The organism is Pontibacter sp. LHS2 (genome assembly GCF_058932845.1).
The window spans coordinates 1,096,010-1,109,624 of record NZ_JBZYWG010000001.1; the positions used below are offsets into that span (position 1 = coordinate 1,096,010).

Sequence of the window (13,615 nt, forward strand, 5' to 3'; positions counted from 1 at the left end):
GGCATTTACATATTGTTCTCAAATACCAAGCACTTGTGATTATTTAAAATTAGAGATGGCTTGAAACAGCTGTTGGTTTTCATCTACTGTCCCTACTGATATGCGCAGGCAGCCCTCGCAGCCAGGCAAACTGGAGCGATTGCGCACCACGATACCTTGATCCAGCAAATAGCTATACAGACGATTAGCTTCTTTTACTTTTACCAGCAAAAAGTTAGCATCCGATGGGTATACCTGCTCTACCGCCTCGAGTGACGGAAGTGCCTGCACAAGCATCTCTCTTTCCTGCACGATTTCTTCGATCATGTAGGCCAGTTGTTCGGTCTGCTCTAACGCTTTAAGCGACAACTCCTGGGTTGCTTCGTTTATATTATAAGGCGGTTTGATCTTATCGAGTAGCGCAATGATTTCCTCTGAGGCAAAGGCCATCCCCAGCCTCAAACCTGCCATGCCCCATGCTTTGGAAAATGTCTGCAGGATAACCAGGTTCGGATATTCGGCTAATCTGGTAGACCAACTAGGTGCATCAGCAAAGTCTATGTAGGCTTCATCAACCACTACCAGACCGTCGAAATTATCCAGTAGCGTTTCGATGCTTTCCGCTTCGATCAGGTTACCGGTTGGGTTGTTAGGAGAACAGACAAAGATCAGTTTGGTCGTGTCCTTCACCTGCCGCAGCACTTCCCGTACCGGAATTTTAAAGTCAGGTGTCAGCTGTACAGCATCCAGCTGCACCTCGTTCAGATTAGCCGATACTTCATACATGCCATAAGTTGGCGGAAGGTGCAGCATGCTGTCCTGCCCCGGTCGGCAAACCATGCGGAACAGCAGATCGATGGCTTCATCAGATCCATTGCCTAAGAAGATCTGCTTTGGTGAAATCCCTTTAATTTCTGCTATCTTCTCCTTTAGCTTTTTCTGATGCGGGTCCGGATAGCGATTGTATCCTTCTCCGGCCAAACTACCCAGATTATTTTCATTCGCATCGATGAATACATTGGCTGTACCTTTAAACTCATCCCGAGCTGAGGAGTAGGCTTTCATCTTGAGTACGTTAGGACGTACAATATTCTCCAGGTTAAACATTCTGCACCTCCTTCAGTCTGATACTTACTGCATTTTTGTGAGCTTCCAATCCCTCCGCTGCCGCCATAACTTCAATCGTTTTTCCGATGTTCTGCAAGCCTGCCGAGGTGATGTGTTGGAAGGTAATTTTCTTCACAAAGCTATCCAGCGACACACCGCTGTAAGCACGGGCATAGCCATTCGTGGGTAAGGTATGGTTAGTGCCAGAAGCGTAGTCGCCTGCCGATTCAGGACTGTAGTTTCCTAAAAAGACCGATCCTGCATTGGTGATCTCGTCGAGCACTTCTTCAAAATTTTGGATAGAGAGAATTAGGTGTTCAGGGGCATACAGGTTCGAAAAACTTAGCATTTCTTCCACACTGTTGAGCAGTATACCTAAGCTGTTATCCAAGGCTTTAGCTGCAAATTCATGCCGTGGTAAAACAGATAATTGTGCTTGCAACTCCTGCTCTACCCTGCTTAGCATGTCAGCAGAATTACTTAGTAGTATTACCTGCGAATCGGCTCCGTGCTCTGCTTGCGAAAGCAGATCTGCTGCTACAAAAGCGGGATTAGCAGAATCATCAGCGATCACCAGTACTTCGGAAGGACCGGCCGGTAAGTCAATGGCTACTCCCGTCTTGCTGAGCATTTGCTTTGCCACAGTCACATATTGATTGCCCGGCCCAAAAATCTTGTTCACAGCAGGTATAGATTCCGTACCGAATGCCATAGCCGCGATAGCTTGCGCACCACCCACTTTGGCAATCTTATCTATACCTAGCAGCGCAGCGGTATAGCGTATAGCCGGGTGGATGTTTCCATCTTTAGACGGAGGTGTGCAGAGTATAACTTCTTTACAACCTGCCAATCGGGCTGGAACGCCCAGCATGAGCAAAGTAGAGAACAGAGGTGCTGTGCCACCCGGTATGTACAAGCCAACACGATCGATCGCAACACTTTTTCGCCAGCAAGTCACACCCGGCATTGTCTCCACCTGCTTCGGCTGCTCAGCCTGCTGCACATGAAAAAGCTGTATATTGCTGTAAGCTTGGTGAATGGCGGCTTTTAGTTCAGAGCTAAGTTCGTTCTCAGCCGCTGCTATTTCCGCTGCAGAAGCAAAAAGGCCACTTAAGGTTACACCGTCGTACTTCTGAGTTAGCTCGTGCAAAGCAGCATCACCCTGCTCCTGCACTAGTCGGAAAGTCTGAGCGATACCTGCTTCCAGGTCCTCAAAATTCTGTGTTGGTCGCCTCACTAAGTCCTGCCAAGTTGCGCTGGCCGGATATTCTATTCTGCGCATCATACAATCATCTTTTCAATAGGTACAACCAATATACCTTGTGCTCCGGCAGCCTTTAGTTTCTCAATGATCTCCCAAAAATCATCCTCGTTAACTACAGAGTGCAGTGAACTCCAACCTTCTTCGGCTAGTGGTAAAATAGAAGGAGATTTAGCGCCAGGCAGTAACTCGCTGATCTCGGCTATTTTATCATTTGGGGCATTCAACAGAATATACTTAGCCTTTTGAGCACGTTGCACGGCATGAATACGGAACAACAGCTTATTCAGGATCTCCTGCTTTTCAGCATTCAGGCCACCGTTAGCGATCAATACAGCCTGTGACTTGAACACACGCTCTACTTCACGCAGCCCATTGCTGATCAGGGTGCTGCCGGAACTTACAATGTCGCAGATGGCATCTGCAAGACCTATGCTAGGAGCAATTTCCACAGAGCCACTGATGGTATGAATATTGGCCTGAACTCCTTTTTCTTCAAGATATGATTGCAGCAAATTCGGATATGAAGTTGCAATGTTTTTGCCCTGCAGATCACTGATGTCTTCGTAGCGGTCACTTTTAGGTACAGCCAGGGACAAACGGCACTTCGAGAAACCAAGCTGTTCAACGGCCAGGTGCTGCATGCCTTCTTCTACCAGCACATTCTCTCCCACGATGCCAATATCGGCTACGCCATCGGCTACATAGCCCGGGATATCATCATCGCGCAGGTATAGGATCTCGAGTGGGAAATTCGTGGATTCAGTTTTGAGTTTTAGAGAGCTGGTGATGAAAGAGATACCACACTCACGGATCAGTTTAAGCGAGTCTTCACTCAGCCTACCGGACTTCTGGATTGCTAAACGTAGCATATATGTTGATTGGATTAATTAGGTACAAATAAGAATAACCTTGCTGCTGGCAAAGTATAATAAGGGTACGATGACCCTATTGGGGGCTATATGGTGCTATGATTCCTCTTACGAGGAATGATGGAAATGATGATGGTGCGCAGCAGAACCACAGGCAACAGGTGCTGCCGTGATAGAGGAAAGAATGATATGTAGCGTGGTTTTGCTCATACTGCTGTCGCAAAGGTACTGTTGATTTTGATTTATACAAATTTCAACCGATAATGTTTTTTTATTGGCATAATTTGGCCCTTAAATAAAAAGGCACCCGTCAGTTACGACAGGTGCCTTTTTATTTAAGGGCCAGAGACCCTGCAAGCGTTAGCTTACTTCTTAAGGATCATTTTAATGGTCTGTGCTTTAGAACCGGTGATCAGGCGGGCAAAGTATACGCCTTCTGCCAGGTGACGGGCATCCAGTTCATACTCGTATACCTGTCCGGCCTCAGCCTTGCCAGTCGCCACTTTCTTGATCAGCGAGCCTCTCACATCGTATACTTCCAGCGCAAAACTCTGATCCGTATCGAAAGCGAAGCGAATCGTCGTGCGATCAGCGAAAGCGTTTGGATAGTTGTCAAAGCGGGCAGTTGATAAGCCTTCCAGTTGGTCAGCAGTTTCGAGTTTTTTGCCGCCTGGGCTAGCCGCAACTGCTTTATTCTCGTGGATTACGATAGAGCCGCCGCCGAGGGCTGTTGCAACACTTCCTGGTTCTGCACTCTCGTCAGAAGTGTATTCATTGTCATACACAACTGTGCCAGAGTGCTTTTCCCAGATCTTAATTCTGAATTGGTCAACATTTCCACTGCCTTTAAGTTCACCATCTACAGCAATTACTCTGAATGCATAGCCTCCATTACCATTGATTGTACCTTCACCAGTGTACGTTGCTTTGTGTTTGGCGATTACAAGTGACATGGCAGTATGCGAAGAGCTCTTGAAATCCAAATTACCTGCATTGAGGTGGAATGTCGTATTACCGTCCACCTCGTTCACTTCGTTCTTGCCTTTCTTGTACTTAGCGTTGAAACCAAAGTTAGCTTTACCTGCAACTTGCATATACTGGTAAGCTGTATATTGTGGAGAAGAAATCCAGCCCCCACCTGTTACGAAACCATCTGTTGGATCATACACAGGAAGATAAGCAACAGCTTCATCACAACCACCTTCAACTTTGGCTTCTACTTTATAAACCTCTACAGGGAGTGCTTCTGTCATAGCATAGTTGGCTACACCATCAGCACCTGTAATACCAGCACCTCTGAAAGCTCCATTAACATAGAAATTAACTTTCACCCCATCTACAGCTGGAGAAACTTGGGCGCTTAAAGTAGCTAAAGATCCAACTTTAACCGGATTGCTGCTTGCACTTGCGTCTACAGTTACTGTGTTGACTGTGAGAGTGCCGTTGACATAAGTTACATTGTAGTTGCTCAATTTAGGATCTGTACTAGCTGGTATAACTGTTGTGCCGTCGAAACTATAGCTAGTAGTGATCACTTCACCATTTACAGCACCAGATACTGTGCACTTAAGATCTGTTGGATTTACTTGACCACAGTATTTACTCATGCTAGGGGCGGTGATGCTTAGCGGGGCCTTGCCGATGGCGAAGGTCTTGCTGTCGGCAGATGGCTCGTAGTTGGCATCACCGGCGAAGCTGTAGCTGGCCGTGGCTGTACCGGCATTTGTGTTGTCGGCGTACTCAGCAGCTGGAGTCAGGTTCAAGTTACCAGGACCGGTTACGCTAACTGTCGCTGGCGTCTGAGCAGAACCCGTGTAGGTGAACGGACCGCCGTTGATCGTAACGGTGGTTACTGTGCCCGCCTTGCCGATGGCGAAGGTCTTGCTGTCGGCAGATGGCTCGTAGTTGGCATCACCGGCGAAGCTGTAGCTGGCCGTGGCTGTACCGGCATTTGTGTTGTCGGCGTACTCAGCAGCTGGAGTCAGGTTCAAGTTACCAGGACCGGTTACGCTAACTGTCGCTGGCGTCTGAGCAGAACCCGTGTAGGTGAACGGACCGCCGTTGATCGTAACGGTGGTTACTGTGCCCGCCTTGCCGATGGCGAAGGTCTTGCTGTCGGCAGATGGCTCGTAGTTGGCATCACCGGCGAAGCTGTAGCTGGCCGTGGCTGTACCGGCATTTGTGTTGTCGGCGTACTCAGCAGCTGGAGTCAGGTTCAAGTTACCAGGACCGGTTACGCTAACTGTCGCTGGCGTCTGAGCAGAACCCGTGTAGGTGAACGGACCGCCGTTGATCGTAACGGTGGTTACTGTGCCCGCCTTGCCGATGGCGAAGGTCTTGCTGTCGGCAGATGGCTCGTAGTTGGCATCACCGGCGAAGCTGTAGCTGGCCGTGGCTGTACCGGCATTTGTGTTGTCGGCGTACTCAGCAGCTGGAGTCAGGTTCAAGTTACCAGGACCGGTTACGCTAACTGTCGCTGGCGTCTGAGCAGAACCCGTGTAGGTGAACGGACCGCCGTTGATCGTAACGGTGGTTACTGTGCCCGCCTTGCCGATGGCGAAGGTCTTGCTGTCGGCAGATGGCTCGTAGTTGGCATCACCGGCGAAGCTGTAGCTGGCCGTGGCTGTACCGGCATTTGTGTTGTCGGCGTACTCAGCAGCTGGAGTCAGGTTCAAGTTACCAGGACCGGTTACGCTAACTGTCGCTGGCGTCTGAGCAGAACCCGTGTAGGTGAACGGACCTTCAGCTATAGTCACAACTGTAGTTGTGGGAGCTTTAGCAATAATCAGAGAGCCTGTACCGTTGGTAGCAGAGTAGTTACTGTTACTTAACACAGCTACCACAGCATAAGTACCAGCAGCAGTTGGAACAGTGACAGAAGCTGTACCTGTAACACCATCTACAACTGGAGCATAAGTCACATTTACTGCAATGTCAGTAGGTAAAGTAGTTACAGTAGCACCTTGGGCAGAACCGTTATAAGTTTTCTCCAAGCCAGTTACAGTAATAGAAGCAGGAGCCTGAGTAATGGTGGCAGTTGCAGGAGTTATTGTACCCAGGCTATAGTTGCCAGCGGCAGTTCCTAAAAGAGACACGTTACCTGTTACTGTTCTTGAACCAGCATCAGCAGAGCTGAACAAAGCGTTACTAACTTCTCCGGTTACATCATCTCCTGCGAGCACTCCTACTAAAGAAGCAGTAGTGCCTGGAGCAGCTGTGTTGCCGTCGTAAGTTTTGCCCGAGTTAGCCAAAGTGGCTGTGATGCCCTTGGGATTTACAGTTAACATAGCTGTATTACTAGTTACACTAGTATTACATCCAGAGACAACAACACGGTACTCATACCCATTCATCGAAACAGTAGGTGAAGCAACAGTATAAGAAGTTGAATTTGCACCTGCTATTTGTATCCAGTTAGTACTGGTGTTGCTAGTTCTATATTCCCATTGGTAAGTAGGCGTTGTGCCAGATGCAGTAACAGAAAATATGGGGTTATTGGTACCACCATAAGTAACTGATTTAGCAGTGGGATGAGAAGTAATAGAAGGAGTAGTGCAAGTTATAAAGTTACCTGTAACTGAATTATTCCCAGTATAATTTCCATTAACTATAAATCCTTGATCATAATTCGAACTATTAGAAATATATATTCCAGTAGAATTGAAAGTCCAATATATTGGAGTACCATCTAAAGCTGCGACTCCACCATTACTTTGCGACTTAAAACTTACTATTTCTGTTTTAGTAGCAGCTCCTATAGGGGTAGCAGGTGTATAGGTTACAGTAACTGAGACGTCGGTATTGTTAGGTAATCCAGATGCTTTAAACTGAACATTACCATCTGTAAAATGTGTAGTAGCCTCAGCTTTAGTTTGCTGGCCAACCACAAGCACATCGAATGCAACACCAAGATGCCTTTTTTCGATCTGGTAAGTAATCATCCACTTCCCATCTTTATCAACTGGTATATTATGGAAATCATGCTCATGTTCTCCATGGTATGCAGGAGTTTCTTCAAAGTGGATATCAACGTAATCATCCTGCGTCCAGCCATAACCAGTAATGATGGCTACTTCTCCAGGCGCATAGTCAGCCTTATCGGACATTACCGTAGGAGAATAACTATCAAAGGCATTTACGCCCGCAAAGGAAAGCGAAGCAATGAGCGTGACTACATAAAGTAGTTTCCACTTCGCCATGTGATTTAGTAAAGTTTTACCATTCATACATTTTTAATAAAGGGTTTAGGGTTAAAAGCTTTTCAATCATCTCACCTTTTAGATCTAAGGTGCAAGTGGTAGTAGAACAATGGTGACCGTTCAGGTATGGACACAAAAAAAGAACATACCTTTCCTGATTGATGCATAGCAACACTACAGAAGTCATGTTCTTTAGAAATCACACCTAAGCTTATATAATTTAAACTAATTAATAGCTTTATACAAAAATACAGCTAAAAGGTTATACTCTTCAAATAATTTTTTAACTTATTTCCATAAAATATTAAATTTTATATATCTTTCAGCTGATGTTAAGATGATAGCTATCCAATTAATTGCTCTATTAGAAGGCATATATTATGTTATACCACTTAGGAGGATTAAAAACAGTGCTATTTTTAGCTAACTTTGTATCAGAATCTTGATAAATTTTTTTACGTGTTTTGGCATAGTTTTTTCAGTAAAGCCCTATACTACCAAGGACACTCCATACGTATAATGATCATGAAAAAGTATCTGCTTAGCTTATTGACACTGGCTTTTTGCTTTGCGCTCAGTCAGCAGCACGCCGAAGCACAGATTAAACTGCCTCAGGCCAGCCCGGAAGCAATGGTGAAACAAACCATTGGACTAACAGAAATAAAAGTGCGCTATCATGCACCCGGTGTTAAAGGCCGACAGATTTTCGGATCACTCGTACCGTATGGCACACTGTGGAGGGCTGGTGCAAACGAGGCTACTTTGATTACCTTCGAGGATGATCTCTTCCTGAATCACGAGCGAGTACCAGCTGGTACCTACTCTTTCTTTATTTTGCCAGAAAATGAAACGGAGTGGAACATCGTACTGAACAAAGACACGACCCTGTGGGGTTTGGAAGGGTATAGCGAATTGAATGATGTAGCCTACCTGCGGGTGACACCTAAGAAGGTACCTTTCCATGAAACACTACAATTTTCGTTCAGTGATATCAGCACCAATACAGGCACGATGCACCTGACGTGGGAAAACTCACAGGTGTCGATCCGCATTGAGACTGAGATTGAGAAAAAAGCACTGGCTAATATCAAGAAGGCTATCAATGCAGCTGCTCCGGACGATTGGTATACTTGGGCGCAGGCAGCAAACTATCTGCTGGCACGCAGAGATCAGCACGAGAAAGCGCTCGAGTACATCAACAAGTCTATTGCGATAAAAGAGAATTTCTACAACAATTGGGTAAAGGCCAGGCTCTATGCACTGAACAGAGAGTATCAGGTAGCAGCTAACCTAAGCGCGAAAGCTATGCAGCTGGGACCTAAGGAGCCGGAGTCGTACCAGACTTATGCCCGTGAAATTGAATCGTCATATAACGAGTGGAAAAAAAGGAGGTAATCTAAAATCGGGCGATAAAACGTAAGTTAACCCGGCGACCCGTCAAAAAGTTAGGTATAGCGTAAGTCAGTTCATTTACATCGGTCACGTAGCTGTAAGAAATACGGTTCTGGGCATCGATGATGTTAAGCACTTCCAGGCCGATCCACAGGCTTTCCAGTGATACTTTCTTGCGATCCGTCAAGTCGTCACCCAAGGCGATCAGTTTCGAGAAACCAATATCGACTCTCTTATAAGATTTACCGGAGAAGGCACTGCGGAACTCCGGACGATTAGGTGGACCGAAAGGCAAACCACTGCCATACACAGCGTTCAAATACATCCGGATGGTAGGATTATCAGGCAAGTGGTCCTGGAAGAACACGCCTATGTTCACCAATTGGTCTGTTGGGCGCCGCATATAGCCCCGGTCCCTGCTCCCGATTATCTCACCTGAACTGCTATACACCAGCGTCGAGTCGCCTTGTACATTTTCCCTGGTCTGTATCAAACCTAAGCTCAACCAGGACTCCGCTCCTTTTATAAACTCCCCGTTTACCCGCACATCCAAACCGGCTGCATAGGCTTTCGCATTGTTCTGTCCGTAATAGCGCAGTCGCACGTTATCCAGATCATAAGGCACGACATTGGTCATGTGCTTGTAATAGGCTTCCGTAGTCAGTTTGAAGTCACGGTCCCAAGCCTTGAACAGATAGTCGCTTCCGATGACAGCATGAAGGGAGCGCTGTGCCTTCAGATCTGGATTGAGTTCTCCCTGGAAGTTACGTAACTCTCTATAGAAAGGCGGTTGATAATAAAGGCCCACAGCAGCTTTGAAGGAAAGGTCGGGGTTGCGGCGGGTAATGAAAGAATACTGTACCCGCGGTGTGATAGTCAGTTCATCATTGTAGCTCCAGTAGCTGACCCGAATGCCATAGGTGATGGTCTTAAGCGAATCCAATTCGTAGGTATGCTGGACATAGCCATTATAGCGTTGTGTGTGCAGGTTAAGGTCAGAATTCAGCTGGTAGGCAATCGTCACAAAGTCAGAAGAATCTACAAAGCCGTACTCAGATAATCGGTCATTGATGCGCTCCAGACTGGCTTTGGCACCGGCCAGCACAGTGCTGCGCGAACTAAGGCGCCAGGTATTACGACTCTCAGCGGCCAGTACAAGCGCCTTTAAAGCATTGCGGGCATGATCAAACTGACTGCCGATGCCCCTATCCCGCAGGCATTCTCCCATGTCGTTGCGGCCCAAGGTGTTGACGTCACAGAGACGGTACAATGCCTCAATATCACGAAACTCCCGCTCCAGTGAGTGCACACCTGATACAATAAACTCAGTCAATAAGTTATCAGAAACCTGATGGCTCAGATTAGCCCCCACCTGATAGGTATCATATTCCATGTTTTCCTGCCCTTCGTAGGCCACAAGCAGCCGAAGCGGTGCCTGGCGGGTTCCGAAAGTGGTGGTGCGGTTCTCAGGCTTCACCCTGAAATTATTGCGGGCATAACTACCAAGTAGGCCAAGTGTGGTTCGCTGTGGTTCTTTGCCCAGGTCGAAACTCAGGTATACCTGACCGTCTGTAAACACTGGCCGATACTCTCCGTCAACCTGAAGTCCTTGCAACATGTACCGGCTGTTCTTATGGCGCAGGCCCATCAGGTAAGTTACTCGCTTGTTCTTCGAGGCTTCCTCCAGGTGAATCGCACCACCGGTCAAACTACCGGTCACAGAGCCGGCAAAGGCAGTTGGTCGCTTATACTGGATGTTCAAAACCGAGGATAGCTTATCGCCATACTTGGGCTGCCAGCCGCCAGAGGAGAATTCTACATTGGCCACCAAATCAGGGTTGACAAAGCTCAGGCCTTCCTGCTGAGCCGCTGAGATAAGAAAAGGGCGGTAGATCTCAATGCCGTTGACATATACCAGGTTTTCGTCATAATTACCGCCGCGCACCGAGTAGGTGGAGGACAGTTCGTTGTTGCTGGTCACGCCGGGCAGCGTAGCCAGTATCATGTTGAAATCACCGAAAGCAGATGGAAGTGTTTTGGTGAGTGTCGGATCCAGGCGGGTTACGCTGACCTGCTCCCGGGTATCGTCTTCGCGTTTGCCCCGCACATCCACTTGCCGCAACTGCTGCGGGTCGGCTTCTAATACAAAGTCGAGCACCAGCTCCTGCCCTGCCTCCAAGCGCACTCTCTGCTCCTGCAGCTTATAGCCCAGGTAACGTACGACTAACACCAATTCTTCTGCTGCAGGTAGTTTCAGGCTATACCTCCCTTGAGCATCGGTCTGAACACCAAGGGGACGGCCCTGCACCCCGACCGTTGCCATTTCTAGTGGCTGACGACTAGAGCCCTGAACCGTACCCTTCACGATACCCTGCTGTGCGAAGACACCTGCTGGCAGCAGCATTACGAGCCATACCGCAAGATATCGAAACATAGAGGGTGTTTAGGTTAAATTTAAGCCTGGTTTTTCAGATTGGCGATGGTCTGCAACGGATCGGCCGAGTTGAACACAAAGCTACCGGCTACCAAAGCATCAGCCCCTTTCTCCAACAACAAAGGCGCGTTCTGCTGGTTCACACCGCCGTCTATCTCGATCAGCGCATTGGAGTTGCGGGCAATGATCAGGTTCTTCAGTGCTTCAATCTTGCGGTAAGTGTTGTCGATGAACTTCTGTCCACCAAAACCCGGGTTTACCGACATCACACATACCAGATCCACGTCAGCAATTACATCGTCGAGCAGTTGTACGGAAGTATGCGGGTTAAGGGCTATACCTGCCTTGGCTCCTGTTGCTTTTATTTGCTGAATGGTACGGTGCAGGTGGTTGCAAGCCTCCAGATGCACGGTAATGATCTCGGCTCCAGCCTCTCTGAACTGCTCAATGTAAAGCTCTGGCTCCACGATCATCAAATGCACATCCAGTGGCTTTTTGGCGTGGCGCTTAATGGCCTGCAGCACTGGAAATCCAAAGGAGATGTTGGGCACAAAGCGGCCGTCCATAATGTCAATGTGCAGCCAGTCGGCCTGGCTTTCGTTCAGCATTTCTACTTCAGACTGCAGATTGGCAAAATCAGAAGCTAGTACAGAGGGGGCGATAATTGGTTTCATGAAGCAAATATAGAAATTAAGATAGAATCTGTCTTGTGAAAAACACTGGCGCTAGAGTCTAACAAAGCGTAGGGTAATATTTTTACTGTTTGAACTCACCTGGCATAAGTATACACCCTTTTTAAGTTGAGTCGGCCTGATGCTAATTGTATGCATTGCCTTCTGAGCAGGTAGCAGTTGGGTATGTACCAGTTTCCCGGAAGCATCGTAAAGCCGCACCATGGCATGTTCTTTTTGCCAATGCTCGTCCATTCGCAATACGATGGGGGCCTCGGATACGGGATTAGTGATGCTTATACCTGCTGCCTGTTCATCAACTAAACTTGTGACAAGACGGGTATAGTTTGGAATGCCGTAGCCGATGGTATTGTTCGGGTTGTTGTAATTGCTGCCCATCTGGCGCATCAACTCCAGCAATTGTAAGTTGGTGAGCTTAGGACGTGCTTGCCAGATACAGGCAACCATACCGGCCATGATCGGACCTGAAAACGAGGTACCGCTGGAGCGGTTTAGATTACCTGCAGAAGACAACACGTATACCTGTTGTCCCATGGCCACTACATCCGGTTTCAATCTTTGGTCCGCCGTGGGGCCTACCGAACTGAACAGTGCATGCACGGCAAGCGAGTCTACCGCTCCCACCGTAAGCACAGAGTCAGCATCAGCCGGAGCAGAGATAAAACGCCACGCTTTGTTGCCTTCGTTGCCGGCGCTCGTTACTACCAGCATGCCAGTAGCAGCAGCCAGGTCAGCAGCTCGTGTCACAATGGTAGTATTACCGTTTAATTCACTATAAGAATAGCTATAAGAAGGAGCATCGAACAAGGTATAGCCGAGCGAAGAATTGATCACATCCACCCCGGCACTATCAGCAAACTCAGCGGCCAGCAGCCAGTTCACTTCTTCAATGTTATGCTCGGTAGCAGCATCTTCGGTCCGGAACAGGTAATAATTTGCTTTGGGAGCCGTGCCTACTATGCGACCCGGATCGTATGCAGCCATGGTCGATAAGACAGATGTGCCGTGCTGGCTGTGGCCGTACACATTGGTCTTGTTTCCTACAAAGTCGTAAGTACCTTTCAGCTGATCATTTTCGAAAAGATGGGAGAAAGCACCGATGGTGTTCACGCCCGGAAAGCCAGCGTCGAATACGGCAATGGTCATACCTTCGCCCTGATAGCCAGCCGCGTGTAGCTCCGGTATACCCAGCATGTTGGACTGATGAAAGGAAGGTCCGAAGTATGATGCGTCGAAAGAAGCAGCTGTAAGTGCCAGGCTGTCGTTAGACTGTGTGCCACTTTTCTTGTTAGTAGGACCTGGTAACCGGTTGAGTTGCTGTGTGCCTTTGATGAAAGCAAGGGTTTGCAACTCAGCCAATTTCTCAGGAGTGCACTGTACGACTGCGGCATTGAACCAGCGGGAGGTGTAAAGCACTGTTGCACCTGTAGCCTTGAGGCCGCTCACATAAGCAGGGTTTACCGGCAGGTCACGAACAGAAAGCGCTATACCCTGCTTGCTGCGGCGTTCAATTGCCTTGGCAGAAAGGTATAGCGCTGGTTGTTCTAAGGTATAGGGTGAATTGTTCTTGTCAGTAAAATAGATCAGATGCTTTTGCTCTGTGCTGCCACTCCCCTGCCCCCTTGTGGAAGGAGCTATTATCAGGAGACAGATAAGCAGCATCAGAATACGCATAGGAC

General features: G+C 48.0%; 9 protein-coding genes. 2 read left to right on the forward strand and 7 right to left on the reverse strand.

Translation table 11 applies throughout. The features are described 5' to 3' along the window. Positions 1-39: 39 nt before the first annotated feature. The 4 genes from hisC to AC5FX6_RS04790 form a co-directional block, all read right to left on the reverse strand. Positions 40-1,086, reverse strand: coding sequence for a histidinol-phosphate transaminase (hisC, locus tag AC5FX6_RS04775; protein WP_493595881.1), 1,047 nt, complete (start codon positions 1,084-1,086; stop codon positions 40-42). Continuing rightward, entirely contained in the window at positions 1,079-2,368 is a 1,290-nt protein-coding gene (hisD, locus tag AC5FX6_RS04780; RefSeq protein ID WP_493596644.1) for a histidinol dehydrogenase, read from the reverse strand. Before hisD ends, hisC begins: the two co-directional genes overlap by 8 nt. Next, the gene (gene hisG / locus AC5FX6_RS04785) at positions 2,368-3,219 is read right to left on the reverse strand and encodes an ATP phosphoribosyltransferase (RefSeq protein WP_493595882.1); all 852 of its coding nucleotides are present in this window, start codon (positions 3,217-3,219) and stop codon (positions 2,368-2,370) included. Before hisG ends, hisD begins: the two co-directional genes overlap by 1 nt. 365 nt (positions 3,220-3,584) lie before the next feature. Beyond that, positions 3,585-6,506 carry an MBG domain-containing protein gene (locus tag AC5FX6_RS04790; RefSeq protein ID WP_493595883.1) on the reverse strand — a complete coding sequence of 974 codons (2,922 nt, stop codon included), beginning with the start codon at positions 6,504-6,506 and terminating at the stop codon, positions 3,585-3,587. 561 nt (positions 6,507-7,067) lie between these two features. Here AC5FX6_RS04790 and AC5FX6_RS04795 point away from each other — a divergent pair. Together AC5FX6_RS04795 and AC5FX6_RS04800 are read left to right on the forward strand one after the other, a co-directional pair. Then, complete coding sequence (locus tag AC5FX6_RS04795; protein ID WP_493595884.1) at positions 7,068-7,403, forward strand: hypothetical protein; 336 nt, start codon at positions 7,068-7,070, stop codon at positions 7,401-7,403. A 540-nt stretch (positions 7,404-7,943) separates the two neighbouring features. Continuing rightward, the gene (locus AC5FX6_RS04800) at positions 7,944-8,813 is read left to right on the forward strand and encodes a DUF2911 domain-containing protein (RefSeq protein ID WP_493595885.1); all 870 of its coding nucleotides are present in this window, start codon (positions 7,944-7,946) and stop codon (positions 8,811-8,813) included. A 1-nt stretch (position 8,814) separates the two neighbouring features. Here AC5FX6_RS04800 and AC5FX6_RS04805 read toward each other — a convergent pair whose 3' ends face one another. Genes AC5FX6_RS04805 through AC5FX6_RS04815 form a run of 3 tightly spaced genes read right to left on the reverse strand, consistent with a single transcriptional unit; the run spans position 8,815 to position 13,610 of the window. Then, the gene (locus AC5FX6_RS04805) at positions 8,815-11,244 is read right to left on the reverse strand and encodes a TonB-dependent receptor (RefSeq protein ID WP_493595886.1); all 2,430 of its coding nucleotides are present in this window, start codon (positions 11,242-11,244) and stop codon (positions 8,815-8,817) included. Positions 11,245-11,264: 20 nt separating this feature from the next. Continuing rightward, positions 11,265-11,918 (reverse strand): ribulose-phosphate 3-epimerase, encoded by a 654-nt coding sequence (gene rpe / locus AC5FX6_RS04810; protein WP_493595887.1) that lies wholly within the window; start codon positions 11,916-11,918, stop codon positions 11,265-11,267. A 51-nt stretch (positions 11,919-11,969) separates the two neighbouring features. Then, positions 11,970-13,610, reverse strand: coding sequence for a S8 family serine peptidase (locus AC5FX6_RS04815; RefSeq protein WP_493595888.1), 1,641 nt, complete (start codon positions 13,608-13,610; stop codon positions 11,970-11,972). Positions 13,611-13,615 lie beyond the last annotated feature (5 nt).